General features: G+C 72.2%; 26 protein-coding genes. 13 read left to right on the forward strand and 13 right to left on the reverse strand.

Features of this window, described 5'->3' with window-relative positions:
• Both CKO13_RS02325 and ubiK read right to left on the reverse strand, forming a co-directional pair.
• Positions 1-317: magnesium chelatase domain-containing protein (locus CKO13_RS02325; RefSeq protein ID WP_274600644.1), on the reverse strand; the 317-nt coding region annotated here is incomplete at its 3' end.
• Between the two features lie 75 nt (positions 318-392).
• A complete protein-coding gene (gene ubiK, locus CKO13_RS02330; protein ID WP_242467843.1) occupies positions 393-716 on the reverse strand; it encodes a ubiquinone biosynthesis accessory factor UbiK in 324 nt (107 codons plus the stop codon).
• Between the two features lie 221 nt (positions 717-937).
• On the opposite strand from ubiK, the gene CKO13_RS02335 reads away from it, so the two are divergent.
• The 5 genes from CKO13_RS02335 (at position 938) to CKO13_RS02355 (ending at position 4,931) form a co-directional block, all read left to right on the forward strand.
• A complete protein-coding gene (locus CKO13_RS02335) occupies positions 938-1,276 on the forward strand; it encodes a P-II family nitrogen regulator (protein WP_200256410.1) in 339 nt (112 codons plus the stop codon).
• Between the two features lie 114 nt (positions 1,277-1,390).
• Positions 1,391-2,566, forward strand: a complete 1,176-nt coding sequence (locus CKO13_RS02340) for an ammonium transporter family protein (protein ID WP_420827050.1) — start codon at positions 1,391-1,393, stop codon at positions 2,564-2,566.
• 129 nt (positions 2,567-2,695) lie between these two features.
• Complete coding sequence (locus CKO13_RS02345; RefSeq protein ID WP_200256414.1) at positions 2,696-3,529, forward strand: hypothetical protein; 834 nt, start codon at positions 2,696-2,698, stop codon at positions 3,527-3,529.
• Complete coding sequence (locus tag CKO13_RS02350) at positions 3,526-4,137, forward strand: ATP-binding cassette domain-containing protein (RefSeq protein ID WP_200256422.1); 612 nt, start codon at positions 3,526-3,528, stop codon at positions 4,135-4,137. Before CKO13_RS02345 ends, CKO13_RS02350 begins: the two co-directional genes overlap by 4 nt.
• A complete protein-coding gene (locus tag CKO13_RS02355; RefSeq protein ID WP_200256424.1) occupies positions 4,134-4,931 on the forward strand; it encodes an ABC transporter permease in 798 nt (265 codons plus the stop codon). The genes CKO13_RS02350 and CKO13_RS02355 overlap by 4 nt, the downstream gene beginning before the upstream one ends.
• A 37-nt stretch (positions 4,932-4,968) precedes the next feature.
• Here the strand turns inward: CKO13_RS02355 and speE are convergent, their stop codons facing one another.
• Entirely contained in the window at positions 4,969-5,805 is an 837-nt protein-coding gene (gene speE, locus CKO13_RS02360; protein WP_200256426.1) for a polyamine aminopropyltransferase, read from the reverse strand.
• A 138-nt stretch (positions 5,806-5,943) separates the two neighbouring features.
• Here speE and speA point away from each other — a divergent pair, with 138 nt between their 5' ends.
• Both speA and CKO13_RS02370 read left to right on the forward strand, forming a co-directional pair.
• Entirely contained in the window at positions 5,944-7,827 is a 1,884-nt protein-coding gene (gene speA / locus CKO13_RS02365) for a biosynthetic arginine decarboxylase (protein WP_200256428.1), read from the forward strand.
• 30 nt (positions 7,828-7,857) lie between these two features.
• On the forward strand, positions 7,858-8,727 hold the full coding sequence (locus tag CKO13_RS02370; RefSeq protein WP_200256430.1) for an NAD(P)-dependent oxidoreductase: 870 nt from the start codon (positions 7,858-7,860) through the stop codon (positions 8,725-8,727).
• Positions 8,728-8,739: 12 nt separating this feature from the next.
• On the opposite strand, the gene CKO13_RS02375 is transcribed toward CKO13_RS02370, so the two are convergent.
• The 4 genes from CKO13_RS02375 to CKO13_RS02390 all read right to left on the reverse strand — a co-directional run bounded on the left by CKO13_RS02375 (position 8,740) and on the right by CKO13_RS02390 (position 13,757).
• A complete protein-coding gene (locus tag CKO13_RS02375) occupies positions 8,740-9,504 on the reverse strand; it encodes an SPOR domain-containing protein (protein ID WP_200256432.1) in 765 nt (254 codons plus the stop codon).
• A 9-nt stretch (positions 9,505-9,513) separates the two neighbouring features.
• A complete protein-coding gene (argS, locus tag CKO13_RS02380) occupies positions 9,514-11,280 on the reverse strand; it encodes an arginine--tRNA ligase (RefSeq protein ID WP_200256434.1) in 1,767 nt (588 codons plus the stop codon).
• 91 nt (positions 11,281-11,371) lie between these two features.
• A complete protein-coding gene (locus CKO13_RS02385) occupies positions 11,372-12,235 on the reverse strand; it encodes a Wzz/FepE/Etk N-terminal domain-containing protein (protein WP_200256436.1) in 864 nt (287 codons plus the stop codon).
• 37 nt (positions 12,236-12,272) lie between these two features.
• Positions 12,273-13,757, reverse strand: coding sequence for a two-component system sensor histidine kinase NtrB (locus CKO13_RS02390; protein ID WP_200256438.1), 1,485 nt, complete (start codon positions 13,755-13,757; stop codon positions 12,273-12,275).
• A gap of 290 nt (positions 13,758-14,047) precedes the next feature.
• Between CKO13_RS02390 and CKO13_RS02395 the strand changes: the two genes are divergently transcribed.
• From CKO13_RS02395 to CKO13_RS02415, 5 genes are all read left to right on the forward strand, one after another.
• Positions 14,048-14,614 (forward strand): hypothetical protein, encoded by a 567-nt coding sequence (locus CKO13_RS02395; RefSeq protein WP_200256440.1) that lies wholly within the window; start codon positions 14,048-14,050, stop codon positions 14,612-14,614.
• Positions 14,615-15,340 (forward strand): hypothetical protein, encoded by a 726-nt coding sequence (locus CKO13_RS02400; protein ID WP_200256442.1) that lies wholly within the window; start codon positions 14,615-14,617, stop codon positions 15,338-15,340.
• Between the two features lie 132 nt (positions 15,341-15,472).
• Positions 15,473-16,063 (forward strand): IS607 family transposase, encoded by a 591-nt coding sequence (locus CKO13_RS02405; RefSeq protein ID WP_200256444.1) that lies wholly within the window; start codon positions 15,473-15,475, stop codon positions 16,061-16,063.
• Positions 16,041-17,612: an IS200/IS605 family accessory protein TnpB-related protein gene (locus CKO13_RS02410; protein ID WP_200256446.1), complete on the forward strand. Its 1,572-nt coding sequence runs from the start codon at positions 16,041-16,043 to the stop codon at positions 17,610-17,612. The genes CKO13_RS02405 and CKO13_RS02410 overlap by 23 nt, the downstream gene beginning before the upstream one ends.
• A gap of 26 nt (positions 17,613-17,638) precedes the next feature.
• Positions 17,639-18,844: an RtcB family protein gene (locus tag CKO13_RS02415; protein WP_200256448.1), complete on the forward strand. Its 1,206-nt coding sequence runs from the start codon at positions 17,639-17,641 to the stop codon at positions 18,842-18,844.
• Positions 18,845-18,889: 45 nt separating this feature from the next.
• Here the strand turns inward: CKO13_RS02415 and cysN are convergent, their stop codons facing one another.
• Positions 18,890-20,803, reverse strand: a complete 1,914-nt coding sequence (cysN, locus tag CKO13_RS02420; protein ID WP_200256450.1) for a sulfate adenylyltransferase subunit CysN — start codon at positions 20,801-20,803, stop codon at positions 18,890-18,892.
• 2 nt (positions 20,804-20,805) lie between these two features.
• Complete coding sequence (cysD, locus tag CKO13_RS02425; RefSeq protein WP_207132054.1) at positions 20,806-21,720, reverse strand: sulfate adenylyltransferase subunit CysD; 915 nt, start codon at positions 21,718-21,720, stop codon at positions 20,806-20,808.
• 112 nt (positions 21,721-21,832) lie between these two features.
• On the opposite strand from cysD, the gene CKO13_RS02430 reads away from it, so the two are divergent.
• On the forward strand, positions 21,833-22,093 hold the full coding sequence (locus CKO13_RS02430; RefSeq protein ID WP_200256458.1) for an AbrB/MazE/SpoVT family DNA-binding domain-containing protein: 261 nt from the start codon (positions 21,833-21,835) through the stop codon (positions 22,091-22,093).
• Here the strand turns inward: CKO13_RS02430 and CKO13_RS02435 are convergent.
• Genes CKO13_RS02435 through CKO13_RS02450 form a run of 4 tightly spaced genes read right to left on the reverse strand, consistent with a single transcriptional unit; the run spans position 22,090 to position 26,549 of the window.
• Entirely contained in the window at positions 22,090-23,856 is a 1,767-nt protein-coding gene (locus CKO13_RS02435) for an SLC13 family permease (RefSeq protein ID WP_200256460.1), read from the reverse strand. The genes CKO13_RS02430 and CKO13_RS02435 overlap by 4 nt on opposite strands.
• 15 nt (positions 23,857-23,871) lie before the next feature.
• Complete coding sequence (cysC, locus tag CKO13_RS02440) at positions 23,872-24,483, reverse strand: adenylyl-sulfate kinase (RefSeq protein WP_200256462.1); 612 nt, start codon at positions 24,481-24,483, stop codon at positions 23,872-23,874.
• Positions 24,484-24,495: 12 nt separating this feature from the next.
• A complete protein-coding gene (locus CKO13_RS02445; RefSeq protein ID WP_200256464.1) occupies positions 24,496-25,602 on the reverse strand; it encodes an MraY family glycosyltransferase in 1,107 nt (368 codons plus the stop codon).
• Between the two features lie 26 nt (positions 25,603-25,628).
• A complete protein-coding gene (locus CKO13_RS02450; protein WP_200256465.1) occupies positions 25,629-26,549 on the reverse strand; it encodes a branched-chain amino acid transaminase in 921 nt (306 codons plus the stop codon).
• Between the last annotated feature and the right edge of the window lie 313 nt (positions 26,550-26,862).

Raw genomic sequence — 26,862 nt, forward strand, 5'->3', positions numbered from 1 at the left:
AGCAGCTCGACCCCCTCGAGCCGGCCCCGGGCCTGCCCCGAGGCGGCGAGCACGCCGACGGCGATGGCCAGGTCGAAGCGCCCGCCCCCCTTGGGCAGGTCGGCCGGGGCGAGGTTGACGGTGACGCGGCCGAGGGGGAACTCGAGGCCGCTGTTGAGGATGGCGCTGCGGACCCGGTCCCGCGCCTCGCGGACCTCGGCCTGGGGGAGGCCGACCAGCGAGAAGGCCGGCAGCCCCGAGGCGATGTGGACCTCGACGCGCACTTGCGGCGCGGCTACGCCGAGCGCTGCTCGCGCCTGGGTGACGGCTAGCGCCATGGCTCCCTCCTTGGATGGCTTGCTGGCAGGGCGCCTCCTCCCTGAGGCGCCGGTCCCGGTCCGGTGCCGCGGGGCCTAGACGGTGCCGGTGGGCCCGCTACCGCCGCCGTGGTGGCCCGAGTGCGCGGAGGCGCCCGTGCCCGAGTCCGTGGTGCCGCCGGCGCCCTGCTCGAGCTCGGCGACCCGCCGGTTGAGCTCCTCGAGCTGCGCCCGGGTCCGGGCGAGGACCTTCGCCTGGGCGTCGAACTCCTCGCGGGTCACCAGGTCGAGCCGGGAGAAGCCCGCCTGCAGGGAGGCGCGGATGTTCTTCTCCACCTCGTCGTGGAACTCCCGGACGCCGGGGGGCAGGCTCGCCGTGAGCTTCTGCGCCAGCTCGTCGATGGTCTTGCTGTCGATCATGGCCTTCCGATCCTCGTCGTATTGCACACGTCAGGTGCAGCGGTGGTGCGATCGCCCCGCTTTGGTGCACCCGCGGCCGGCGGCGGCGCCTGGCCGGCCGGCGGTGCGCCGTCCGCGCAGGTTCTCTCTATTATGGCACGCCTTGTGCAAACCCTGGATGGACCACAGCCGCAGGGGCGCGCTGCTGGGATCGCACCACGAGCGTTATGAGGACAATGCTCATGAAATTGGTAACGGCAATCATCAAGCCTTTCAAGCTCGATGACGTCCGCGAGGCCCTCTCCGCCATCGGCGTCCAGGGTATCACCGTCACCGAGGTGAAGGGGTTCGGGCGGCAGAAGGGGCATACCGAGCTCTACCGCGGCGCCGAGTACGTCGTCGACTTCCTGCCCAAGATCAAGCTCGAGGTGGTCATCGACGACAGCCTCGTCGACCGCGCCTGCGACGCCATCACCCAGGCCGCCAACAGCGGCAAGATCGGCGACGGCAAGATCTTCGTCTACAACGTCGAGCAGGCCATCCGGATCCGGACCGGCGATACCGGCACGGATGCCCTCTAGGCGCTCGCCCCACCGAAACCGATCGCGGAGGAACCCAAGATGGAAGACGTCGTAGAGATCGCCTACGCCCTCGATACCTTCTACTTCCTGATCTCCGGGGCCCTGGTCATGTGGATGGCCGCGGGCTTCACCATGCTCGAGTCGGGCCTGGTCCGGGCCAAGAACACCGTCGAGATCCTCACCAAGAACGTCGGGCTCTACTCCATCGCGGTGATCATGTACATGGTCATCGGCTGGAACCTGATGTACGAGAGTGACGGGGGGATCCTCGGCCTCCTGCCGACCTTCAGCCTCTTCCTGCCGGGCACGGAGCCGTACACCGCGGAGATGGCCCGCGCCGGGGAGGTCAGCCACTCCTACTACTCGGACTTCTTCTTCCAGGTGGTCTTCGTGGCCACGGCCATGTCCATCGTCTCCGGCGCCGTCGCCGAGCGGATGAAGCTCTGGGCCTTCTTCCTCTTCGCCGTGGTGCTCACCGGCTTCATCTACCCCATCCAGGGGCTGTGGAGCTGGGGCGGCGGCTTCCTCGACCAGATCGGCTTCTCCGACTACGCCGGCTCGGGGATCGTGCACATGGCCGGCGCCGCCGCGGCCCTCGCCGGCGTGCTGCTGCTCGGCCCGCGCAAGGGCAAGTACGGCCCCGGCGGCGAGATCCGCGCCATCCCCGGCACCAACATGCCCCTGGCGGCCCTGGGGACCTTCATCCTCTGGCTCGGCTGGTTCGGCTTCAACGGCGGCTCGGAGCTCTCCGTCGCCTCGGCGGACGCCGCCAACGCCGTGGCCAAGGTCTTCATGAACACCAACCTGGCCGCCGCCGCCGGCGTGGTCGCGGCGCTACTCCTCGCCCGCGCCCTGTTCGGCAAGGCCGACCTGACCATGGCCCTCAACGGCGCCATCGCCGGGCTGGTCTCCATCACCGCGGCGCCGAGCTCGCCGTCGCCGCTGCTCGCCGCCGTCGTCGGGGCCGTCGGCGGGCTGCTGGTGGTCCTCTCCATCGTCGCCCTCGACAGGCTCAAGCTCGACGACCCGGTGGGGGCCATCTCCGCCCACGGCACCGCCGGCGTCTGGGGCGTGCTCGCCGTGCTCCTCTCCAACGAGGAGGCCACCATCGGCGGCCAGCTCGCCGGGATCGCGGCGATCTTCGCCTTCGTCTTCCTCGCCAGCCTCCTGGTCTGGGCGGTGCTCAAGTGGACCCTCGGCATCCGCGTCGACGAGGAGGAGGAGGTCAACGGCCTCGACGTCGGCGAGTGCGGCATGGAGGCCTACCCCGACCTGACAGGCGCCAAGTAGCCCCTGGCGCCTCGACCCTCCCTCTCTCCTCTGTCTCCTCAGTGGAGCCTTGCGGGCGCTTCGGCGCCCGCTTTTCTTTAGCGCTATCATGGGGTGCGCCAGAACGGATTCGACCCCAAGGAGATCGCGATGCAGAAGAGACTGGGCTTGGCAGTAGCGGCCCTCGGCGGCCTCGCCGCGGCGCTCCCCGCGGCGGCTCAGGAGGGGGCGCCGGAGGGCTCGGCGGTGGCGGGGCGGGGCTCGGCGCAGGAGCTGCGCCCCCTGGGCCTGAGCCGCGCCTCGGTGATCGGCCTCGGCCAGACCGAGCTCTTCCTCGGCGCCGTCGCCGAGACCGGCCGCGAGGCCGGGGGGCGCGGCAACGCCCCCGAGGACGGCGACTACGACAACTTCCGCCTCGGTCCCGTGGGCTTTCGCCACGGCCTCATGGAGGGCTTCGAGTACGGGGCGTACGCCTCCTTCGCCAACAACTCCGCCGACGACGCCGGGGCGCCCGACGAGTCCGGGTTCGAGGGGGTTACCGGCTTCGCCAAGCTCGCCCTCAGCGAGCAGCTCGCCGTGGAGTTCGGCGCCCGCCTCGGCGGCGACGACGAGCTCTACCCCTACCCCAACGACGGCCTCGACTTCTACGTCAACCTGCCCCTGCAGCGGCGCATCGGCGAGGGGCTGGCCTACGCCGAGCTCGGCTACACCGTGCGCGACGACGCCGACGTCCCCGGCGGGAACTACGCCAACTGGGGCGTCGGCTACGCCTATCCCCTGGATGCCGGGACCACCCTGAACGCCGAGCTGCGCGGCGACGAGAACCCCACCGGGAGCAACCACATGGAGCTGCTCCTCGGCGCCGGCCTGCAGATCGAGCAGATCCACCTGCGCCCCTACGTCGGCCTCGGCGTCTACGACGCCAGCCCCGACCTCGCGGCCGGCGTCAGCGCCAGCCTCCCGCTGGGCACCGTGGCGCCGTGACCGCCGCTCCCCGGCTGTCGATCCGGGGACTGCGCTGCGCCGTGGCCCGCTGGCCCGCCCTGGACCTGGCGGCGGGGGCGTGCGCGGCGCTCGCCGGCCCCTCGGGCTCGGGCAAGAGCCGGCTGCTGCGCGCCATCGCCGACCTCGACCCCAGCGAGGGGGAGCTCCGGCTCGACGGCGAGGCGCGCAGCGCCTTCGCCGCCCACCGCTGGCGCCGGCTCGTCGTCTACCTGCCGGCGGACAGCGCCTGGTGGGCCGAGCGGGTTGGCGACCACCTCCCGGCCGTGGAGCCGCAGACCCTGGCCGCCCTGGGCTTCGCCGAGGACGTCGTGGGGTGGTCGGTGCAGCGCCTCTCCAGCGGCGAGCGCAGCCGCCTCGCCCTGGCCCGGGCCGTGGCCCTCGGCCCCAAGGCGCTGCTGCTCGACGAGCCCACCGCCAACCTCGACGCGGCGACCACCGCCGCGGTGGAGGGCGTGGTCGAGGAGCGGCGCGCCGCCGGGCTCGCCGCCGTGTGGGTCACCCACGACCCGGCGCAGGCCGAGCGCCTCGGGGCGCAGCGCTACGCCCTGCGCGACGGGGTCGCCGAGGCCGCGGAGGCGCTCGCGTGAGCCCGCAGCTGATCGACCTGACCGCCCTGGACCTGGGCATCGCCGGCGCCCTGGTCGCGCTCCTCGCCGGCCTGTCGTGGGCCGGCCGGCTGGGGATCGGCCGCTCGCTGCTCATCGCCGGGGTGCGCACCGTCGTGCAGCTGCTGCTCGTCGGCCTGGTCCTCGAGACGCTCTTCGCCCACGCCACCCTCTACTGGGTGGCGCTCATGGGCGCCGTCATGCTCCTCGTCGCCGGCCGCGAGGTCATGGCCCGGCAGAAGCGGCGCTTCGCCGGGCTGTGGGGCTTCGGCCTGGGGACCGCGGCGATGTTCCTGTCGTCGTTCAGCGTCGCCGTGCTGGCCCTGGCGGCCCTCGTCCAGCCCGAGCCGTGGTACCAGCCGCAGTACGCCATCCCGCTGCTCGGCATGCTCCTCGGCAACACCATGAACGGCGTCGCCCTGTCGGTGGATCGGCTCACCGACGGCGCCTGGCAGCAGCGCGAGCTCATCGAGGGCCGCCTCGCCCTCGGCGAGCCGTGGACCGCGGCCATCGAGCCCGTTCGCTATGACGCCACGCGCTCGGGGATGATCCCCATCATCAACGCCATGGCGGCGGCGGGGATCGTCAGCCTGCCGGGGATGATGACCGGCCAGATCCTCGCCGGCACGCCGCCGCTGGCGGCGGTCAAGTACCAGATCCTGATCATGTTCCTGATCACCGTGGGCACCGGCTTCGGCACTCTCGCGGCGGTCTGGCTCGCCGCCCGGCGGCTCTTCGACGAGCGCGAGCGGCTGCGCCTCGATCGGCTGACCTAGGGCACCCCGCCGGGCCGGGGCGCAGGGGCTGCCGGGCTCAGCGCAGCAGCTCGGGGGTGGCCAGCGCCGCGCGGTGGATGTCGGCGTTGTAGTAGCGCGTGGCGAAGGGCTTGGCCTCGGAGTCGGCCTCGCGGAAGTTGCGCGGGTCGCCGCCGTTGACCATCAGCGTCGCTGACCACCAGCCGGAGGGGTAGCTCGGCACCGGGAAGGTCAGGGTGTGGACGCCGTCGAAGCCGGCCTCGGCCGCCGCCCGGTGGAGCGGGGCGATCACCGACTCGCCGTGGAGCAGCGGCGACTCGCTCTGCTGGACGACGATGCCGCCGGGGGCGAGGGCGCGGCGGGCGTCGGCGAGGAACTCCTTGGTGAACAGCCCCGCCGCCGGCCCCACCGGGTCGGTGCTGTCGACGATCATCACGTCCAGCGATTCCGGCTCGGTGTCGCGGACCCAGCGCACGCCGTCGCCGAAGCGCAGCTCGGCGCGCGGGTCGTCGTTGGCCGTGCACAGGTCCGGGAAGTGCGCCTCGGCGACGCGGGTGACCCGCTCGTCGAGCTCCACCTGCAGGGCGTGGGCCACCTCCGTATGGCGCAGGACCTCGCGCAGGATCCCGCAGTCGCCGCCGCCGATGATGGCGATCCGCTGCGGGTCGCGGTGGGCGAACAGCGCCGGGTGGGCCATCATCTCGTGGTAGAGGAACTCGTCGCGCTCGGTGACCATCACGCAGCCGTCGAGGACCAGCAGCCGCCCCCAGCGCCGGGTCCGGTAGACCTCGATGTGCTGGTAGCCGCTGTGCTCGTCGTGGACCTTCTCGTCGATCGCCAAGGAGAAGGCCACGCCCTCGTCCTCGATCGCCTCGGTGAACCAACCCTCGCGCATCGCGCCTCCCTCTGAGAAAGCCTGTGCCGTCATGGCGCCCCCGCTCGGGAGCGATCCGTGGATGTTACCATCCTCGCGCGAGCCGAAGGCGCCTCGCGCCCCATCTTTTGCAGCCATGCAGCCACGCACGCGAGAGCCATGAGCGACGACTGGAGCGGCCGGCCGGCCCGTGAGGTCTACAACATCCCGCGCTGGGGCGAGGGGTACTTCGACGTCTCGGCGGCCGGGCGGCTGCGCGTCCGCCCCCACGGCGCCGCGGGTCCGGCCGTGGACCTGCGCCGGCTCGTCGCCGAGCTCCCGGCGCAGGGGGTCTCGCCGCCGGTGCTGGTGCGCTTCCCGGCCATCCTCCGGGACCGGGTGGCGGCGCTCTGCGGCGCCTTCAAGGAGGCCATGACCGCCGCCGGCTACGAGGGCGGGTATCGGCCGGTCTACCCGATCAAGGTCAACCAGCATCGGGCGGTGGTCGAGGAGATCGTCGCCGACGGCCGTGTCGGCCTGGAGGCGGGGAGCAAGCCGGAACTCATGGCGGTGCTCGCCCTCGCCCCGGCGGGCGGGACGGTGATCTGCAACGGCTACAAGGACCCGGAGTACGTCCGCCTCGCCCTGCGCGGCCAGCAGCTGGGGCTGCGCGTCCACCTGGTCCTCGAGAAACGCTCCGAGGCGCGGCTGATCGTCCGCGAGGCGCGCCGGCTCGGCCTCCAGCCGCGGCTCGGGCTGCGCATCCGCCTCGCCTCCATCGGCGCCGGCAAGTGGCAGAACACCGGCGGCGAGCGCTCGAAGTTCGGCCTGACCGCCGCCGACGCCCTGGCCGTCGTCGAGGAGCTGCGCGAGGCGGAGCTGCTCGACGCCCTGGGGCTGCTGCACTTCCACCTCGGCTCCCAGGTGGCCAACGTCCACGACATCCGCCAGGGGCTGACCGAGGGGGCGCGCTTCTACGCCGAGCTGCGCCGGCTCGGGGCGCCGGTGACCCAGGTCGATGTCGGCGGCGGGCTCGGCGTCGACTACGAGGGGACGCGCTCGCGGGCCTTCTGCTCCATGAACTACAGCATCGCCGAGTACGCCCACAACGTGGTCGACGCCCTCCAGGCGGTCTGCGCCGAGCAGGGCCTGCCCCACCCGGCGGTGATCACCGAGAGCGGCCGGGCGATGACGGCCCACCACGCCGTGCTCGTCACCTCGGTGATCGATACCGACGCCAGCGCCGGCGAGGCGCCGGAGCCGCCCGCCGAGGGGGCGCCGGCGGCGCTGCGCGAGCTCTACCGCAGCCTCGCCGAGCACGACCGGCGCCCGGCCACCGAGGCCTTCCACGACGCCAGCCACGCCCTCGAGCAGGCGCGCAGCCTCTACCTCCACGGCCTGCTCGACCTGCCCCAGCGCGCCTACGCCGAGCGCTGCTACCAGGCCCTCGGCCGGCGGCTGCTCGGCCGGCTCAACCCGGGCCGCGCCCACCAGCGCGAGGTCCGCGACGCGCTCAACGAGCGCCTCGCCGACAAGCTCTTCGCCAACTTCTCGGTCTTCCAGTCGATCCCCGACGTCTGGGCGATCGACCAGATCTTCCCCATCGTGCCGCTCGCCGGGCTGCAGCGGCCGGTCACCCGCCGCGGGGTGGTCCAGGACCTGACCTGCGACTCCGACGGCACCGTCTCGCTCTACGTCGACGGCGACGGCGTCGAGGGGACCCTGCCGCTGCCCGAGCCGGAGCCGGGGGAGCCGCTGTGGCTGGGGGTCTTCCTCGTCGGCGCCTACCAGGAGATCCTCGGCGACCGCCACAACCTCTTCGGCGCCACGGACTCGGTCAACGTCGAGGTCGACGGCGACGGCGGCCACCGCTTCACCGCCGCGGTGCGCGGCGATAGCGTGGGGGCGGTGCTGCGCTCGGTGGGCTTCGACGAGCGCGAGCTCAGCGGCGCCTACCGCCGGCGGGTGGCCGCCGCCGAGCTCGACGACGCCGCCCGCCGGGCCTGCCTGGCCGAGCTGGAGGCCGGGCTGCTCGGCGGGACTTACCTGGAGGGCGCCGGCTAGGCGCTACGCCGAACCGATAGGAGGATCGCCATGCAAGCAGGGGTCATCGGCCTCGGGGCCATGGGCCAGGGGATCGCCGCCAACCTCGCCGGGGCCGGCGCGCTGGCGGCGGTGTGGAATCGCACCCGGGAGCGGGCCGAGGCCTTCGCCGCCGAGCACGGCGCCACCGTGGCGGCGGACCCGGCGGCGGTGGCGGCCGCCGCCGATGCGGTGTTCATCAGCGTCTCCGCCGACGCCGACCTGCTCGAGGTGGTCGACGCCCTCGTGCCGGGGCTGGCGCCGGGCAAGGCGGTGATCGATACCTCCACGGTGGCGCCGGACACCGCCCGCACGGCGGCCGAGCGCGTCCGCGCCGCCGGCGCTGAGCTCCTCGACGCCCCCGTCTCCGGCGGCCCCGAGGGGGCGCGGCAGGGGACGATGGTGATGATGGCCGGCGGCGACGCCGCCACCCTCGAGCGCATCCGCCCGCTGCTCGAGCCGGTCTGCAGCGCCGCCCACCACATGGGCCCCTCCGGGGCGGGGCAGGCGACCAAGGCCGTCAACCAGATCGTCGTCGCCGGCGTGATCCAGGGCGTCGCCGCCGGGCTCGCCTACGGCGAGGGCCAGGGGCTCGACCTCGAGCAGGTCATCGAGGTGGTCGGCGCCGGCGCGGCGGGCAACTGGCAGCTGCGCAACCGCGGCCCGAACGTCGCCCAGGGCCGCTTCCCGCCGGGGTTCAAGCTCGCCCTCCACCGCAAGGACCTGGGGATCGTCCGCGAGGTGCTCGCCGCCCAGGGCATCGAGCTCGAGCTCATCGAGCGGACCCTCGCCGACTACGACCGGCTCATCGAGCAGGGCCGCGGCGAGGAGGACATCTCGGCGCTCTACCGGCTGCGCACGGCGGAGCTCGGCGGCGGCTGACCCGGGCGCCCCTCAGCCCTTGCGGCGCAGCAGCAGGGGCTGGATGTCGCGGCTCTCCATGCGGGCGCGGGCCTGCTCGAGGCGCTCGCGCTCGGTGAAGGGGCCGACGCGCACGCGGTGCCAGCGCTCGCCGTTGTCGAGCTCGACGGTGTGGATCTCCGCCCGCAGGCCGGCGAGGGCGAGGCTGGCCCGCATCCGGTCGGCGGCCTCCTGGCGGCGGAAGGAGCCCGCCTGGAGGAGGTAGGCCTGGCCGCCGCCGAAGTCCAGGCGCCGCTGCGCCGCCTGCTCCGGCCCCTGCTCGTCGGGGGGCTCCCCGCTGTCCGCCGGCTCCCCGCCATCCGCCGGCTGCCGCTCTTCCCGGCGGGATTGCTGCTGCGCCTCGGGGACGGTGACCTCGCTGTTCATGAGCAGCTCGTAGAAGTCGTAGTCCCGCTCCTCCTCCGCCGCCTCCTGCCGGCTCGCCGCGCGGGAGCGCTCCGGCTCGGCGGCCGAGGAAGGTTCCGCCTCCTGAGCGGGGGGCGAGGGAGCGGAGGCGGAGCCGCGCAGGGCCTGGACGAGGAAGAAGAGGAGCCCGCCGAGCACGGCGCCGATGAGCAGCCACGCCCAGCCGGGGAGGCGCTGGCCCGAGCCGCCTTGAGAGCGCCGCGCCTGGGCGCCGGCGCGCCCGCCCTGGGCCGCGCCGGCCTGCCCCTTCTGGCCGCTGCTGCTGCGCCCGCCCCGCTTGGCCGAGCCGGCCTTCGCGCCGCGGCTCGCGGATCCCTTGCGTCTCTCGGCCATGACTCGCCGCTACATGCTCTCGGGGGCCTCGACCCCGAGCAGGCCGAGGCCGTTGGCCAGCACTTGCCGGGTCGCCTCGATGAGGGCGAGGCGCGCGTCGCGTAGCGCCTCATCCTCGATGATAAAGGGTACGGCGTTGTAGTAGGTGTGGAAGGCTGCGGCGAGCTCGCGCAGGTACTGCGCGAGCTGATGGGGCTCCCGGGCGGCGGCGGCGTCCTCGATGACCTCGGGGTAGCGGCCGATGAGATCGAGCACGATCTGCTCGTGCTCGGCGTCGAGCCGTTCCAGGGCCGCCGCGCCGCGCTCGCGGTCGTAGTGCAGGCCGCGGCCGGCGAGCTGCTCGAAGACGCTGCAGATGCGCGCGTGGGCGTACTGGCAGTAGTAGACCGGGTTGTCCGCCGACTCCGACTTGGCCAGGTCCAGGTCGAAGTCCATGTGCTGCTCGGGCCGGCGCAGGACGTAGAAGAAGCGCGCCGCGTCCTTGCCCACCTCCTCGCGCAGCTCGCGCAGGGTGACGAACTCGCCGGAGCGCGTCGACATGGAGAGCCGCTCGCCGCCGCGGTAGAGGATGGCGAACTGCACCAGGCGGACGTCGAGCCGCTCGGCCTCGGCGCCGAGGGCCTGGAGCGCCGCCTTGACCCGGGGGACGTAGCCGTGGTGGTCGGCGCCCCAGACGTCGATGACGGTCTCGTAGCCGCGCTCGAGCTTCTCCAGGTGGTAGGCGACGTCGGCGGCGAAGTAGGTGGTCAGGCCGTTGTCGCGGCGCAGGACCCGGTCCTTGTCGTCGCCGAAGGCCGAGGCGCGGAACCACAGGGCGCCGTCGGCCTCGTAGGTGTGGCCCGCCGCGCCGAGGCGCTCGACGGCCGCCTCAATGCGGCCGCTGTCGACGAGCTGGCGCTCGGAGAAGTAGCGGTGGTAGGTGACGCCGAAGGCGTCGAGATCGGCGCGGATGTCGCCGAGGATCGCCTCGAGGGCGAAGTCGAGCAGCCGGCGGTGGGCCGTCTCGCCGAGCACGGCCCGGGCGCGGGCGACGAGGGCGTCGAGGTACGCCTCCGGGTCGCCGCCCTCGGCCTCGGCCTCCGGCGGCAGGTCGGCGAAGAGCTCGCCGGCGGGGTGGACGTAGCGCCGCCCCTCGGCCTCGAGGAGCTCGCGGGCGTGGACGGCGATGTACTCGCCCCGGTAGCCCTTGGCGGGGAAGGGCAGCCGCTCGCCGGCGGCCTCGAGGTAGCGCAGCCACAGCGAGACGGCGAGGATGTCCATCTGCCGGCCGGCGTCGTTGACGTAGTACTCGCGGTGGACCGCATAGCCGGCGGCCTCGAGGACGCTGGCGAGGGCGTCGCCGAAGGCGGCCCCCCGGCCGTGGCCGACGTGCAGCGGGCCGGTGGGGTTGGCGGAGACGAACTCGATGTGCACGGGGCGGCCGGCGCCACGGTCGCTGCGCCCGTAGGCCCCGCCCTCGCGCAGCGCCGCGCGGACCGCCTCGTGGCGGGCGTGGGGGGCGAGGGTGAAGTTGAGGAAGCCCGGGCCGGCGATCTCCACCTGCGCGATGGCTTCCGAGGCCGGCAGGCGGTCGCGGATGGCCTCGGCGAGCTCCCGCGGCTTCCGCCGGGCGGCCTTCGCCAGCACCATGGCGGCGTTGGCGGCGTAGTCGCCGTAGGCCCGGTCGCGGGCGCGCTCGACCTGGATCTCGGGCAGCGCCGCCTCGGCCGGCAGCTCGCCGGCCTCGCGCAGGGCGTCGAGGGCCTGGGCCAAGAGACTCGCCACGTGTCGCTTCATCGAGATGACTCCGCTCGAGGGGGAACAAGGCCGCCTATTATCCAGCCCTGCAGGGCTGGATGCCAATCGAGCGCTGCCGCCCGGCCCCCGCCTAGGGGCCGTGGCGGATGCGGTCGCGGTTGTTGACCCAGAACTCGCGCAGGAAGGCGAGGAAGACCGAGAGGAGCAGGCCCAGGACGAGGCCGAGGGCGACGGTCAGGCGGGTGCTCGAGCCGACGGGCTCGTCCGAGAAGCGCGGGGCCACGAGGACCCGGGAGGGCTGGAGGCGGCTGCGCTCGGCCTTGAGCGCGGTGAGCCGGGTCTCCTGCTTCGTAAGCCGTTCGCCGAGATCCCCGATTAGCCCGCGAAGTGCATCGAGCTGTTCGGCTTCTCCCGGCGTGGTGTTTTCGCTGCGGAGGCGTTGATCAATGTACTTGCGCAGCCGATCTACGCGTTCCTCCTGCTCCCTCAGGCGCTGCTCTGCGGCGGCGATAGTGGCTTGGAGCCGGGAGCGCTCTCCCTGTAGCTGGCTCTCATGATCCTCGATCACCCGTTGGTTGAGCGCCTCGAGGAACTCGAGGTAGCGCTCGGACGGTGCGGTCTCCGGGATGCGGATGCGCACGACTCCGCCACCCTGGGCGTCAGCCGACCACCCATTCTCGAGATCTAGGCTCGGCCCCTCGGAAGAAAAGACCTCCTGCCCGACGATTTTCCCCAGGCCCTGGATCTGCGAGGCCACCGCCTTCGGCTCCATGAGGTAGCCTTCCCCCGTACGGCCAACTTGGAGGTAGGTTTCTACCCGGTACTGGGCGGGCTGGAGCCAGGCGAAGGCGGCGGCGGCTAGGGTGACCAGGAGGGTCCCGGCGAGGATGAGGTAGCGCCGCCGGAAGAGGACTGCGACGAGGTCGACGAGGTCGATCTCGTCCTCCTCGGGTCGATGGGGCTCAGGGACCTTCTGAGGCTGCTCTTGGGACATGAATTGCGGTCAGTCGATTACCCATAAAAGCCTTAAGCTAAGGAGCTACCCCGGCCGATGCAAGCCCTGCCGAGGTCTCCGCTTCGGCCACGCCCGGGCAGTAGACGGTGAACGTCGTCCCCGCGCCGGGCTGGGAGTCGCAGGCGATCTGCCCGCCGGCGTCGTCAAGGTAGCGCTGCACCAGGGCGAGGCCGAGGCCGGTGCCGTCGGCGCGGGAGGTGGTGAAGGGCTCGAAGAGGCGCTGGCGGATCGAGGCGGGGATGCCGGGGCCGTCGTCGGCGACGCGCAGGGTGAGGGCGCCGGCGGGATCCAGGGCGGCGCTGACCCGGACGTGGCCGCCCTCGGCGACGGCCTGCACGGCGTTGCGCACGAGGTTGGCGTAGACGATGCGGAAGCCCCCCGGCAGCCGCACCGGCTGCGGCGCGACATCGAGGGCGATCGCGACGCCCTTGGCGTCCGCCTCGCTGCGCAGCACGTTGGTCCACGCCTCCACCGCCTCGTCGAGGCGCACGGACAGGCCCTCGGTCTGGCGCCCGGAGCCGAAGGCCATGAAGTCGTTGACCAGCTGGCGGATGTGGTCGAGGGAGCGGAAGACAGCGTCGCGGTCGTCGGGCTCGAGGGGGGCCATGCCGCAGAGCAGCCGCACCGGGGCGATGTTGTTCTTGATCTCGTGGGCGAGCTCCGTGGACATCTGCCCGAGGGTGGAGAGGGCCTCGAGCTTCTCGACGTGCTCCTTGAGCCGGCGGTACTCGGTCAGGTCCGTGACCTTGATGACCACCACCTCCTGCTGCGGCCGGTAGGCGATGAGGGCGGGGAAGCGCCGCCCGCCGAGGGTGATCTCCTGCTCGAGGGTGCCGGGCTCGCCCTGCTCGAGCCCACTCCGGATGCGCCACCACAGGGAGGTGCCGAGGACGTCGGCCACGGAGGTTGGCGTCCCCTGGCATGTGGTCGCCGGGCAGCAGGCGCAGCGGCTGCCGACGGCGGCGTTGCCGTGGCGGATGGTGCCGCGGTGGTCGGCGAGCACCACCATGTCGTCGACGCTGTCGAGCAGCCACTGCGATCGGCTCAGCTGGTCGAGGGTGGTGAGCAACTGCGCCTCGACCTCCTCGAGCTCGTCGGCGTGCCGGCCGGCGGCGGCGTTGCGGCAGGCCTGCGGCGGCGAGGCCGGGGGGACGCGGCTGGCCCGCCGCCGGCCGCGCTCGACGATCCGCCGCAGGCGGTTGCGCCAGCGCACGGCGATCCCCGCGCCGATGCCGGCGGCGATCAGCGAGCTGCCCACGACGGTCAGCATCGCCGCCGTGCGGACCGCCTCGAAGCCCTGCTGCAGGCGCGGCGAGGCGAGCAGCGCGGCGGCGGCCTCGGGGCTCGCCGCCGCCTGCTCGAGGCTCGACTCGATGACGCCGCGGGCGAAGTGGTCGAACCACAGGGTCAGCGGCAGCGCCACCAGCAGGGTCACGGCGAGGAAGGTGGTGCCGAGGCGCAGCGCTGCGCTGCGCGGCAGCCACCGGGGACGGTCATCCATGGGCTCCTCCTGACGGCAACAGCGCCTTTTATGCGTCCTTCGTTATAGGTTGCCGCTCTAGGAGTTGAAATTAGTCAATGAGGCGGGTGCCGTGCAAGGCGCTCTACCGCCCTCGTCGGCGCGCGCTGCGGGGGCGGCTATTGAAGCGGGGAATAAGGCACGATAGCGTCTTTTCGTTAATTTGGTAACCGCTTTCTTAGAGCGGTTGATGAGTCTCTTGGGCGCAAACGAGCCAAGGGGGATCGGGCCTTCGATGAATGCCTTGGATTGGTAACCTGATGAGGCGAGGCTTGGCCAGCCTGCTGCTGGCGATGGCAGCGGGGGGAGGGGCGACATTCTTACCCCCTGCGTGGGCGGCCGATGCCGAGCTGCTCCGAGACGGGTGGCGCCTCCATCTGGCCTACGGCAGCTTGCAGGTTGACGGGGCGCCTGAGACGGGGCGGGCGGCGACGCTTGCCCTCGGCCACGGCGCCTACTTCGCCGCGGAGCAAGGTGCCGACTGGGACTTCGAGCTCGGCCTCGCCTACACCGAGACCGTGGAAGGCCCTCGTGTCCCCTCGCGAGAGGAGCTGGAAGTGACCCAAACAGAACTCTACTACCGGGCTCGCCGGCAGCTGGGCGACAGCGAGTGGTTCCTCGGTTGGCATGCGGCCTTCGCCTTGCGCTCGCAAAGCTTCCGTATCCAGGAGGGGGACCGGAGCCGGCAAGGGGTGAGCGCTGGTGTGCTCTTGGGCTGGATCGCGCCGGCTGGTTTCAGTGCCCAGTTCGAGGCGATCTTGACCGATCCGGAGCTGGAGGGATTAGGGCTCGGCTACGCCGTACGGCAATACCGTCTCGGTCTAGGGGTCCCTTTCTAGATGCGCCGTCCAGCTCAGTCTCTAAGACGCTACTGCGGCTATATCGTGCTGCTTGGCGGGCTGCTGGTACCGCTATGCAGCCCTGCCGCTGAGCCCCGCCCCCAAACCTATGTACAACTGGCCCTGGCGAATGTCTTCCTGGATCGCACCCTTAAGGTGCGTCCGAAGGATGCCCCGGATGCCGAGCGCATCGGCTATAGCCGGGCACTAGGCGGGTATCTGCGCGGCTCTTGGCAGAGCAGGGCCGGCGCCTTCGCCTACGGCGAGTACCTCGGCGTCGATGGCTGCGTCGGGAACTGCCTGAGTAGCCGTAGCGCCGAGGGGACTCATGCGGGATTAGAGCGCTACGCCTTCGGCCTGGGTTGGCACTGGCAGGATCTCCGCGGTATCGACCTCTATGTCACTGCGGCCCGGGAACAGCGTACCGTGGAGCTCTGCCGGGATAAGGGGACCGCCGAGCAGGAGGGCTGCCGTGAGGAGGTGCGTCAATGGACAAGTCTGGGCGTTGGCGCTCAGTATCCGCTGACCGAGCGCTGGCGGCTGGGGGTGCGCTATGAGCACTTCCTGGGGGTGGAGCCGGTAGATGATCGCTTACTGCGTCTAGGCGACGGCCGTGCAACCTTGACGGCCTCGAAGCGGCTATTGGAGTCGGGGACGTACGGCGTACTTGCGTACGAGGAGGCTCGCAATCGTCACCTTCGGCTCGGATTGCGTTTCCGCTTCTAGCCAGGGGGCCGATGGCGGCGGGTGCCGTGTAAGGCGCCCTATCACCTCTCCGGCAAGCCGCCGTCTACGATAGGGTTTAAACAGTTGGCATTGATTATAGACAAACATGCTTTAATGTGACATTTTGTTCGCATGAAGTTGTCGGAATGGGCCCAGAAGCAGGGCGTCAAGTACCGCACGGCCTGGCGATGGTTCCGAAATGGACAGCTCCCCGTGCCGGCGGAGCAACTCCCGAGCGGGACCATCATTGTCCATGAGCCCACCGAGCGCGAGGGGCAGGTCGCGGTGTATGCGCGGGTTTCCGGCAGCGACCAGAAGGCGGACCTGGACCGCCAGGTCGCCCGGTGCCTGGAGTATGCGTCCGCTCAGGGGCTCGCCGTCTCCCGGACCGTGACGGAAGTGGGATCAGGCCTGAACGGTCAGCGCAAGAAGCTACTGCGACTGCTCGCCGACCCGCAGATCGATACCCTCGTGGTTGAGCACCGCGACCGCCTGATGCGCTTCGGCGTCGAGTATGTGGAAGCGGCCCTGGGGGCGCGGGGCGCCCGGCTCATCGTGGCGAATGACGCCGAGCTTCAGGATGATCTGGTCCAGGACATGATCGAGGTCATGACCGCCTTCTGCGCCCGGTTGTACGAGCGAGGCTCGGCGCGCAACCGCGCCCGCAGGGCCATCCAGGCCTGTGAGGAGCCCGAGGGACATGGCGAGGAAGCGCGCCCCTAAGCCCCAGCGCACCTACCAGGCCCGGCTCAAGGCGCTGCCGGAGGGGGAGGCCGCGCTGCTCGACACCTACGCCGCGCTCTACAGCCAGGCGGAGCGCCGGCTGTTCGCGGACTGGGCGAGGGGCGAGCGGCTCGCGGGGCTCAAGCCGGCCTACCAGCGCCAGTACGGGCTCACCGCCCGCCAGTTCAACGCCATCCGCCGGGGCCTCGAGGGCCGGATCGAGTCGGTCCAGGAGCAGCGCAGCACGCTCATCGCGCAGAAGAAGCGGGCCCTCCGGAAGACGGAGCGGCTCATCGCCAAGCTCCAACAGAAGCAGGAGCAAGCCTCGGGGGAGCGGCGGCACAAGCTGCGCCAGCGGCTCCACCAGAAGAAGCGCCGCCTCCAGACGCAGAAGGACCGCCTGGCGAGCCTCGAGGCCGACCATCGGGCCGGGCGGGTCCGCCTGTGCTTCGGGTCCCGCAAGCGCTTCCACGCCCAGTTCGACCTGGCGGCCAACGGCCATGCCGACCACGCGGCATGGCGTGCCGACTGGCGCCGGGCGCGGGACAGCCCGTTCTTCGTGCTCGGCTCCGGCGACGAGACGGCCGGCTGCCAGGGCTGCCAGGCCCAGTACCGGGGCGGCCAGCGCTTCGCCTTCCGGCTGCGGCTGCCGAATGCCCTGGTCGAGCGCAACGGCGGCTATAGATATATCACCTTTGAGGTGGATCTCCCCTACGGGGCCGACCATCTGGCCGCGGCACTCGAGCGGGGCCAGGCCATCAGCTACCGCTTTCAGCGGGACGCCAAGGGCTGGCGGGTCTTCGCCACCACCGAGGCCCTGCCCTTCGAGCGCCGATCCGACCGGCGCCTCGGGGTCATCGGCGTGGACCTCAACACGGATCATCTCGCCGTCGCCGCTACCGACCGCCACGGCAACCCGGTCGCTACCCGGCGGATCCCGCTCGTGCTCTACGGCTGCACGAGCGAGCAGGCCAAGGCGCGCATCGGCGAGGCGGTCAAGGCGCTGATGGCCTTCGCCGGCGAGCAGGGCAAGCCGATCGCCGTGGAGCGGCTCGACTTCGAGGCCAAGAAGGCCCGGCTGGAGGGCGAGGGCGTGCGCTACAGCCGGATGCTCTCCGCGTTCGCCTATGGCCGCCTGCTCGCCAACCTCAAGGCGCGGGCCCATGACCACGGCATCGAGGTCCTCGAGCGCAACCCCGCCTACACCTCGGTGATCGGGGCGTGGAAGTTCGCCGAGCGCTACGGCATCTCGAGCCACCAGGCCGCCGCGCTGGTCATTGCGCGGCGGGCGATGAACCTCTCCGAGCGGCCGAATCGCCGCGACCATAACGCCCTGCTCCTACCCGTGAGGAATCGGAGCAGGCACGTGTGGTCGTTCTGGAAGCAGGTCGCTCGCGGGGGAGCGGCGCATGCAGCGCCCGGGCGGTCGGCCCAGGGCCGATCCCGATCGTCTCCTGCCCGGGACCCGGGCCAGGCGCGGTCGGTGACCCCACCGCCCGGTGCGGGTGAGATCCCCGCACGCGAACCGCTACCTTCACCGTTCGGGTAGCGTGCCATGGAAGATTTGTCCATGGTTTGGAGAACGGCTTCGGCTTCCCCATCGGCGGCGTGGCGGCCTTCGACCCCCGCCGGGGCGGTGTCGTCTCGCCGGGCGGGGTCGGCTACGACATCAACTGCGGCGTGCGGCTGCTGCGCTCGGGGCTGACCGCCGACGCCCTCGAGGGGCGCCTGCCGGGGCTCATGGACCGGCTCGCCGCGCGGATACCGGCCGGCCTCGGGCGCGGCTACGCCGGGGTGGGGCTGCGCAACGTGGATATCCGGCGGCTGCTCCGGGGCGGCGCCGAGTGGGCCGTCGAGGTGGGGCTCGGCGAGCCCGAGGACCTGGCGCGGATCGAGGACGGCGGCCGGCTCGCCGGGGCCGATCCCGAGGCGGTCAGCGACCGGGCCATCGAGCGCGGCCGCGACCAGGTCGGCACCGTGGGCAGCGGCAACCACTTCATCGAGCTCGGCTGCGTCGACGCCGTCTACGACGCGGTGGCCGCCGAGGGCCTCGGGCTAGCGCCGGGGACGGTCACCGTGCTCATCCACTCCGGCTCCCGGGGGCTCGGCCACCAGGTCTGCGACGACTTCCTGCCCACGATGGACCGCATTGCCGAGTACCACGGCATCCGGCTGCCCGATCCGCAGCTCGCCTGCGCGCCGCTCGACACCGCCGCGGCCCAGGATTACCTCGGCGCCATGCGGGCGGCGGCCAACTACGCCTACGTCAACCGGCAGGTCATGGCGCAGCGGGTGCGGGAGGTCTTCGCCGAGCGCCTCGGCGCCTCGGCCGCCCTGGCGCTCGTCTACGACGTCGCGCACAACATCGCCAAGTTCGAGCGCCACCGCGTCGACGGCGAGGAGCGCGAGCTCTGCGTCCACCGCAAGGGCGCCACCCGGGCCTTCCCGCCGGGGCACCCGGCGCTGCCCGGGGCGCTGCAGGGGCTCGGCCAGCCGGTGCTGCTGCCCGGCGACATGGGGCGTTGCTCCTACGTGCTGCTCGGCACCGAGGGGGCCTTCGCCGAGACCTTCGGCTCCTGCGCCCACGGCGCCGGGCGCCGGCTGAGCCGGCGCCAGGCCAAGCGCGCCGCCGCCGGCCGCGACCTGGACGCCGAGCTCGCCGGGCAGGGGGTGGAGGTGCGCGCCTCGTCGCGGGCGACCGTGGCCGAGGAGCTCTCCGAGGCGTACAAGGATATCGCCGATGTGGTCGATGTGGTCGACCGCGCCGGGATCGGCCGCTAGGTGGCGCGGCTGCGGCCGCTCGGGGTGCTCAAGGGCTAGCGGCGGCTAGCGCAGCACCCCCCGCTCCTCCAGCGCGGCGAGGATCCGGCGCACGGAGTCCTCCAGCTCCTCGGCGACGGTGTCGACGCGCACCTCCGGCTGCTCCGGCGCCTCGTAGGGGATGTCCACCCCGGGCAGGCCCTCGATCTCGCCGGCCTCGGCGCGGGCGTAGAGGCCGTCCAGGTCCTTCTCGCGGCAGGCCTCGAGCGCGGCGTCGACGTGGACCTCGATGAACTCCCCGGGCTCGACGCGCTCGCGGACCATGGCCCGGTCGTCGCGGAACGGCGAGAGGCTCGCGCAGACGGTGATCAGCCCGGCGTCGACGAACATGGTGGCCGTCTCGGCGATGCGCCGGATGTTCTCGGCGCGGGCGTCGCGGCTGAAGTCGAGGTCGTGGCTCAGGCCGTGGCGGACGTTGCCGGCGTCGATGAGGTAGCTGTGGTAGCCGCGGCGGAACAGCGCCTGCTCGAGGGCGTTGGCCAGGCTCGACTTGCCCGCCCCGGAGAGCCCGGTGAGCCAGACGATGCACGGGCGCTGCCCCTTCTGCCCGGCGCGCTGCGCCTTGGTGAGCACCGGCTCGCGCCGCGGCACGTCCGGCTCGGCGCCGGCGGCCTCGGTAGCGGCGCGGGTGACCATGCCGGCACCGACGGTGTGCAGGCTTACCCGGTCGATGACGATGAACGCCCCGGTGTTGGCGATCTCCTCGTAGGGGTCGAAGGGCACCGGCGCCGAGAGCTGCACCCGGCACAGGCCGATCTCGTTGAGGCCGAGCTCCTCGGCGCCGTGGTGCTCGAGGGTGTTGACGTCGATGCGGTGGTGGATCCGCTCGACCACCGCCGGGACGGTGGCCGTGCCCAGCTTGAGGTCGTACTGCCGGCCGGGCAGCAGCGGCTGCTCGGCCATCCACACGATGCGCGCATCCAGGGTGTCGTCCACCGTGGCCGGGTGCTCGGGACCGGCCAGGACGTCGCCGCGGGAGACGTCGATCTCGTCGGCGAGGGTCACGGTGACCGCCTGGGGCGGGAAGGCCACCGCCAGGTCGCCGTCGTGGGTGACGATGCGCTCCACCCGGCTGCGCCGCCCCGAGGGCAGGGCGACGACCGGGTCGCCCGGGCGCACGGTGCCGGCGGCCAGGGTGCCGGCGAAGCCGCGGAAGTCGTGGGAGGGGCGGATCACCGTCTGCACGGGCAGGCGCAGGTTGCGCAGGTTGCGCTCGGCCTTGGCCTCGACGGTCTCGAGCAGCTCCATGAGCGTCGGCCCGTCGTGCCAGCCCAGGTGCTCGCCGCGGTGGACGACGTTGTCGCCCTTGAGCGCCGAGAGCGGCACGCAGCGCACGTCCGGGATGCCGAGCCGGCGGGCGAAGGCGGTGTACTCGTCGCGGATGGCGGCGAAGGTCGCCTCGTCCCAGTCGACCAGGTCCATCTTGTTGACGGCGAGGATGACGTGGCGGATGCCGAGCAGCGAGCAGATGTAGCTGTGCCGGCGGGTCTGGACCTGGACGCCGTTGCGGGCGTCGACGAGGATCACGGCGAGCTGCGCCGTCGACGCCCCGGTGGCCATGTTGCGGGTGTACTGCTCGTGGCCCGGGGTGTCGGCGATGATGAACTTGCGCCGGTCCGTCGAGAAGTAGCGGTAGGCGACGTCGATGGTGATCCCCTGCTCGCGCTCGGACTGCAGCCCGTCGACGAGCAGCGCCAGGTCGACTTCCTCGCCGGTGGTCCCGTAGCGCGTCGAGTCCTGGCGCACGGCGGCGAGCTGGTCCTCGTAGACCAGCGCCGAGTCGTGGAGGAGACGGCCGATGAAGGTGCTCTTGCCGTCGTCCACCGACCCGCAGGTGATAAAGCGCAGCAGGTCCTTGTGCTCGTGCTGCTTGAGGTAGGCCTCGATGTCCGTCTCGATGAGCTCGGAGGCGTGGGACATGGCTAGAAGTACCCCTCTCTCTTCTTCTCCTCCATCGACCCGGCCGAGTCGTGGTCGATGACCCGGCCCTGGCGCTCGGAGGTGCGGGTGAGGAGCATCTCCTGGATGATCTCCGGGAGGGTGTCGGCCGCGGAGCGGATGGCGCCGGTGAGCGGATAGCAGCCGAGGGTGCGGAAGCGGACCTTCTCGTAGCGCGGCTGCTCGCCGGGCTCCAGGGGCATGCGCTCGTCGTCGACCATGATCAGCGCCCCGTCGCGCTCGACCACGGGCCGCTCGGCGGCGTAGTAGAGGGGGACGATGGGCAGCTGCTCGAGGTAGATGTACTGCCAGACGTCGAGCTCGGTCCAGTTGGACAGGGGGAAGATGCGCATGCTCTCCCCCTTGTGGACGCGCCCGTTGTAGAGCTGCCAGAGCTCGGGGCGCTGGCCCTTGGGGTCCCAGCGGTGGTGGCGGTCGCGGAAGGAGTAGACCCGCTCCTTGGCCCGCGACTTCTCCTCGTCGCGCCGGGCGCCGCCGAAGGCGGCGTCGAAGCGGTGCCGCTCCATGGCCTGCTTGAGCGCCTGGGTCTTCATCACGTCGGTGTGCACGCGGGAGCCGTGGGTGAACGGCCCGATCCCCTGCTCGACGCCCTCCTGGTTGATGTGGACGATGAGCTCCATGCCCGACTCCGCGGCCATGCGGTCGCGGAAGGCGATCATCTCGCGGAACTTCCAGGTGGTGTCCACGTGCAGCAGCGGGAAGGGCGGCTTGCCGGGGTAGAACGCCTTGAGCGCCAGGCGCAGCATCACCGACGAGTCCTTGCCGATGGAGTAGAGCATCACCGGGTTGTCGAACTCGGCGGCGACCTCGCGGATGATGTGGATGCTCTCCGCCTCGAGCTCCTTGAGGTGGGTGAGCCTCGCCTCGCTGATCTCCATACGCCTCGCCGGGACCTCGTGGGCTGCCTCTCTACGGTAGGATAGTGATTGTAAGGGTTGCACGGGGCCGCTGCCAGCCTGCGCCGGCCCCGCGAGCGAAGGGGAGGCCCGCATGGCACGAGAGCTGCTCGCCCGCAAGACGGAGTGGAATGAGCTGCGCCTGCCGCCGGAGGTCGCCGGGCAGTACGCCGACGTGGAGTACTTCGAGGTGGTGGTCACCCGCAAGGGCCGCCTGCTGCTCTCGCCGGTCCAGCCGGAGGAGCAGGAGGCGAAGGTCCGCGAGGAGATCCAGGAGCTCGGCGTCGCCGAGGACGACCTGCGCGCCGCGGCGCGGGCGCTGCTCGGCGGCGGCGAGGGGAGCGGGTGCGGCTAGAACCCCCAGGCCCAGGGGATGATCGCCAGCGCCACGCCGGCCGTGACGAGGTTCAGCGGCAGCCCCGCCCGCAGGTAGTCGGTGAAGCGGTAGCCGCCGGGGCCGTAGACCATGAGGTTGGTCTGGTAGCCCATGGGGGTGGCGAAGCTCGCCGAGGCGGCGAGCATGATCGCCACGGCGAAGGGGGTGACGCTGACGCCGAGGTCGCCGGCCACCGAGGCGGCGATGGGCACCATGAGCACGGCGGCGGCGTTGTTGGTGACCAGCGCCGTGAACAGCGCGGTGACGGCGTAGACCGCGGCGAGGTTGGCCCACGGGTGCTCGCCGGCGAGCTGCAGGAGGCCGCCGGCGACGGTGGCGGCCAGGCCGGTCTGCTCCATGGCCGAGCCGAGGCCGAAGGCGGCGGCGATGGTCAGGATCACCGACCAGTCGACGGCCTGCCGGGCGGCGTTGACCGTCAGGCAGCGGGTGGCGAGCAGCCCGGCGCCGGCGGCCAGCGCCCCCTCGAGCATCGACAGCCACCCCAGGCCGACGGCCCCGAGCATGCCGGCGAGGATCGCCAGGGCCAGCCAGGCGCGCTCGTGGCGGGGCGCGGCGGCGCCCTCGATGCTGCGCACCAGCAGGAAGTCGCGGGAGTTGCGCTGGCGCTCGGCGAAGCCCTCGCCGGCCTCGAGGAGCAGGGTGTCGCCCGGGCGCAGGACGATGTCGCCGATCTTGCCGTCGACGCGCTCGCCGTTGCGCGCCACGGCGAGGACGACGGCGCCGAAGCGGGTGCGGAAGCGCCCGTCGCGGACGGTGCGGTTGGCCACGGGGCAGGTCTCCGAGACCACGGCCTCGACGAGGCGCCGGTCCGAGCGCGCGCCGTCGAGCTTGAAGACCTGCTCGGTGGCCGGGGTCAGGCCGCGGATGCGCTGGAGCTCGACGACGGAGTCGACGACCCCGACGAAGACCAGCCGGTCGCCGCCGCGCAGGCGCTCGCGCGGCGAGACGGCGGGCAGGATCTCGCCGTTGCGGTCGATCTCCATGAGGTAGCAGCCGGGCAGCCGGCGCAGCCCGGCGCGCTCGATGGACTGGCCCACGAGGGGGCCGCCGGGCTCGACGATCATCTCCGCCGTGTACTCGCGCGGGTCCTCCAGGGTCTCGGTGGCCGGGCGCCGGTCGGGCAGCAGCCAGCGGCTGGTGGCGTAGAGGAAGGCCAGGCCGGCGATGAGCACCGGCACCCCCACCCAGGCCAGCTCGAAGAGCATCAGCCCCGCGCCGGTGCGCTCCTCCAGGGCGCCGTTGACGACGAGGTTGGTGCTGGTGCCGATGAGCGTGCAGCTGCCGCCGAGCATAGCGGCGTAGGACAGGGGCAGGAGCAGCTTCGACTCCGGTAGCCCGAACTTGCGCGCCCAGTCGCCGACGGCGGGGATGAGCATGGCCACCACCGGGGTGTTGTTGAGGAAGGCCGAGAAGGCGGCCACCGGCAGGGTCAGCCGGCGCTGGGCGTCGAGCAGCGAGCGCGGGCGGCCGAGCAGGCGGCCGCTGAGCCACTGCACGCCGCCCGTCTCGCGCACGCCGGCGACCACGACGTAGAGCGCGGCGACGGTGAGCACGCCGGGGTTGGCGAGCCCGGCGAAGGCCTCGCCGGGCTCGAGGACGCCGGCGACGAGCAGCGCCGTGACGGCGGCGAGGAAGACCATGTCCGGCGCGGCGCTGGTGAGCAGCAGGGTGCTCAGCACGGCGGCGATGACGGCGGCGGTGAGCCAGGCCTCCCAGGGCATCGGCGCGCGCGTCGCTCAGGCGTCGCGGGCGGGCAGGGTGCCGTGCTCGGCGAGGGCCTCGAGCAGCGCGCCGGTGCAGCCCGGGATGTCGCGGCTGGCGGTGTCGATGACCAGCTCCGGCGCCGCAGGCGGCTCGTAGGGGGCGTCGACACCGGTCATGCCGGCGATCTCGCCGCCGCGGGCCCGGGCGTAGAGCCCCTTGGGGTCGCGCTGCTCGCAGGTCTCCAGGGGCGCGCGGACGTGGACCTCGAGGAAGCGGCCGCCGCCGACGGTCTCGCGCACCCGGTCGCGATCCGCCCGGTAGGGGGAGACGAAGGCGGTGATGACGATCAGCCCCGCATCGGCGAAGAGCCGGCAGACCTCGCCGATGCGGCGGATGTTCTCCGCCCGCCCCGCCGGGGAGAGGTCGAGGTCGCGGTTGAGGCCGTGGCGGATGTTGTCGCCGTCGAGCAGGAAGGTGTGGCAGCGGCGCTCGTGGAGGGCGTGCTCCAGGGCGTTGGCCAGCGTCGACTTGCCCGAGCCGGACAGCCCGGTGAGCCAGACCACCGCCGGCGCGTGGCCCTTGATGGCGGCGCGCTCCTGCGCCGAGATCCGCGGCTCGTGCCAGGTGAAGGGGCTCTGCGACATCGATTGCGCTCCTTACCGGAGAGTGGAGGAGGCCCGGCCCCGCGCCGATCCCCGCCGGCCCCAGCGCAGCAGCCGCCTCAGCAGCGTGGCGGAGCGCCACGCCCGGGCGTGGAGGGCGAGGTGGGCGCCGAGCAGTGCGACCAGCAGCAGCAGGGAGAGCCACTCGGGCAGGCCCCAGTAGGCGCCGAGCACCCCGATCCCGCCGTAGGCGATGCTCGCGCCGATGAGCAGGCAGACCGTCTGCCCCGCGGTGAAGCCCGCCCGGTAGAAGATATGGTGCAGGTGCTCACGATCGGCACGGAAGGGGGAGCAGCCGCGCAGGAGCCGGCGGGTGATGAGGGCGAGGGCGTCGAAGACCGGCAGGGCGAGGATCCAGGCTACGGCGATCGCCGGCAGGACGGCGTCTGGCCCCTGGGCGGCCTCGACGGCGAACCAGGCGAGGGCGAAGCCGAGCATCATGCTCCCCGAGTCGCCGAGGAAGGCGCTCGCCCGGCGGCGCCAGGGGTTGCGCATATTGAACAGGAGGAAGGCGCAGACCGCGGCGAGCAGCAGCCCGGCGAGCACCGCCCACTCCCCGGCACCGCCGACGGCGCCGGCGATTACCAGCCAGGCGAGGGCGGCGGCCACGGTGCCGGCGGCGAGCCCGTCGACGCCGTCGAACATGTTGACGGCGTTGATCAGCCCCACGACGCAGAAGACGGTGAACGGCTGCGCCCAGTTGCCCAGGGGCAGGGCGATGCCCGGCCCGAGCAGCGAGCCGAGGTCTGCGATGACCAGCCCGCCCCAGGCGGTCATGAGCAGCGCTGCCACTACCTGGAGGCCGAGCTTGGCCCGGGCATCGATGTCGACCAGGTCGTCGACGACGCCGGCAATCAGCAGGGTGGTCATGCCGGCGTAGAGGGCCTGGTAGTCGCGCAGGCCGAAGTCGAGGGGCAGCGTGGCCGAGGCGAAGCCGAGGAGGATGCAGATCCCGCCGATCAGCGGCACGGTGCGGCCGTGGCGCTTGCGCGGGCAGGGGCGGTCGACCAGCCCCGCCTCGAGGGCGGGGCGGCGCAGCAGCAGCAGCAGCGCGGCGGTCAGGGCGAAGCCGAAGAGGGCCTGCAGGCCGATGGCGATCACGGCAAGACCTCCCGCCGCCTAGCGGCTCAGCAGAGGGTGAGCCACTCGGTATGCCGCGGGTCGCGCCCCTGGACGACATCGAAGTAGCGGCGCTGCAGCCGCTCCGTGACCGGCCCCCGCGCGCCCGTGCCGATGGTGCGGCCGTCGAGCTCGCGGATGGGCGTCACCTCGGCGGCGGTGCCCGTGAAGAAGGCCTCGTCGGCGATGTAGACCTCGTCGCGGGTGAGCCGCCGCTCGCGCACCTCGATCCCCTCCTCGGCGGCGAGCCGGAGGATCGTATCGCGGGTGATCCCCTCCAGCGCGGCGGTCAGCTCCGGCGTGTAGAGGACCCCGTCGCGGACCATGAAGAAGTTCTCGCCGGGCCCCTCGCAGACGAAGCCGTCGACATCGAGCAGCAGCGCCTCGTCGCAGCCGGCCCGCGCCGCCTCCTGGGCGGCGAGCATGGAGTTCATGTAGTTGCCGTTGGCCTTGGCCCGGCACATGGCGATGTTGACGTGGTGGCGGTGGAACGAGGCGGTCTTCACCCGGATGCCGCGCTCGTGGCTCTCGTCGCCGAGGTAGGCGCCCCACTCCCAGGCGGCGACCATGGTGTGGGTGCGCAGCGCGTCGGCGTGCAGCCCCATCCCCTCGGAGCCGAGGAAGGACATGGGCCGGATGTAGGCGCTGGCGAGGTTGTTCTCCCGCACCGCCTGGACGCAGGCGTCGTTGATCTCCCCGGCGCTGTAGCCGAGCTCCATGCCGAGGATCTTCGCCGAGTTGAGCAGCCGCCGGGTGTGCTCCTGCAGGCGGAAGATCGCCGGGCCGCGCTCGGTGGGGTAGGCGCGCAGCCCCTCGAAGACCCCCATCCCGTAGTGGAGGGTGTGGGTCAGGCAGTGGACCCGGGCCTCGCGCCAGGGCAGGAACTGTCCATCGAGCCAGATGTAGCCGTCGCGGTCGGCGAAGGACATGGGTTCTCCTAAAGTCGCACGCTGGATCCTACAAAAGAAGGGCATTATTGCGTTGCGCTTCAACCCACAAGATCTTATGGGTGCGCGCTCGGCAACGTGATCCCCGGGCCGTCCCGCGCTCCGGGACCGCCCGGGTCACCCCTGGAGCCCCGCCCAGGGGATCGCCGCGTCGGTCCCGGGGGCCGACACGGCTTTCGCTCGGCGAAGCGCCGGAGCGCCTCGCCGAGGACGGCACGCCGGCGGCGGCGCGGGTTCCCCATGATGGGGCAAGAACGTCTCGCCCCGAGGTTCCGGGCCGCGTTGACGTCGGCGT

Source organism: Halorhodospira neutriphila (assembly GCF_016584055.1).
GTDB classification, from domain to species: domain Bacteria; phylum Pseudomonadota; class Gammaproteobacteria; order Nitrococcales; family Halorhodospiraceae; genus Halorhodospira; species Halorhodospira neutriphila.

What these genes read in the sequence shown, in the direction of transcription:
- ubiK (WP_242467843.1), bottom strand. Translation starts at nt 716, where the DNA reads ATGATCGACAGCAAGACCATCGACGAGCTGGCGCAGAAGCTCACGGCG.
- CKO13_RS02335 (WP_200256410.1), top strand. Translation starts at nt 938, where the DNA reads ATGAAATTGGTAACGGCAATCATCAAGCCTTTCAAGCTCGATGACGTC.
- CKO13_RS02340 (WP_420827050.1), top strand. Translation starts at nt 1,391, where the DNA reads ATGGCCGCGGGCTTCACCATGCTCGAGTCGGGCCTGGTCCGGGCCAAG.
- CKO13_RS02345 (WP_200256414.1), top strand. Translation starts at nt 2,696, where the DNA reads ATGCAGAAGAGACTGGGCTTGGCAGTAGCGGCCCTCGGCGGCCTCGCC.
- speE (WP_200256426.1), bottom strand. Translation starts at nt 5,805, where the DNA reads ATGCGCGAGGGTTGGTTCACCGAGGCGATCGAGGACGAGGGCGTGGCC.
- speA (WP_200256428.1), top strand. Translation starts at nt 5,944, where the DNA reads ATGAGCGACGACTGGAGCGGCCGGCCGGCCCGTGAGGTCTACAACATC.
- CKO13_RS02370 (WP_200256430.1), top strand. Translation starts at nt 7,858, where the DNA reads ATGCAAGCAGGGGTCATCGGCCTCGGGGCCATGGGCCAGGGGATCGCC.
- CKO13_RS02375 (WP_200256432.1), bottom strand. Translation starts at nt 9,504, where the DNA reads ATGGCCGAGAGACGCAAGGGATCCGCGAGCCGCGGCGCGAAGGCCGGC.
- argS (WP_200256434.1), bottom strand. Translation starts at nt 11,280, where the DNA reads ATGAAGCGACACGTGGCGAGTCTCTTGGCCCAGGCCCTCGACGCCCTG.
- CKO13_RS02385 (WP_200256436.1), bottom strand. Translation starts at nt 12,235, where the DNA reads ATGTCCCAAGAGCAGCCTCAGAAGGTCCCTGAGCCCCATCGACCCGAG.
- CKO13_RS02390 (WP_200256438.1), bottom strand. Translation starts at nt 13,757, where the DNA reads ATGGATGACCGTCCCCGGTGGCTGCCGCGCAGCGCAGCGCTGCGCCTC.
- CKO13_RS02400 (WP_200256442.1), top strand. Translation starts at nt 14,615, where the DNA reads ATGCGCCGTCCAGCTCAGTCTCTAAGACGCTACTGCGGCTATATCGTG.
- CKO13_RS02405 (WP_200256444.1), top strand. Translation starts at nt 15,473, where the DNA reads ATGAAGTTGTCGGAATGGGCCCAGAAGCAGGGCGTCAAGTACCGCACG.
- CKO13_RS02410 (WP_200256446.1), top strand. Translation starts at nt 16,041, where the DNA reads ATGGCGAGGAAGCGCGCCCCTAAGCCCCAGCGCACCTACCAGGCCCGG.
- cysN (WP_200256450.1), bottom strand. Translation starts at nt 20,803, where the DNA reads ATGTCCCACGCCTCCGAGCTCATCGAGACGGACATCGAGGCCTACCTC.
- cysD (WP_207132054.1), bottom strand. Translation starts at nt 21,720, where the DNA reads ATGGAGATCAGCGAGGCGAGGCTCACCCACCTCAAGGAGCTCGAGGCG.
- CKO13_RS02430 (WP_200256458.1), top strand. Translation starts at nt 21,833, where the DNA reads ATGGCACGAGAGCTGCTCGCCCGCAAGACGGAGTGGAATGAGCTGCGC.
- CKO13_RS02435 (WP_200256460.1), bottom strand. Translation starts at nt 23,856, where the DNA reads ATGCCCTGGGAGGCCTGGCTCACCGCCGCCGTCATCGCCGCCGTGCTG.
- cysC (WP_200256462.1), bottom strand. Translation starts at nt 24,483, where the DNA reads ATGTCGCAGAGCCCCTTCACCTGGCACGAGCCGCGGATCTCGGCGCAG.
- CKO13_RS02450 (WP_200256465.1), bottom strand. Translation starts at nt 26,549, where the DNA reads ATGTCCTTCGCCGACCGCGACGGCTACATCTGGCTCGATGGACAGTTC.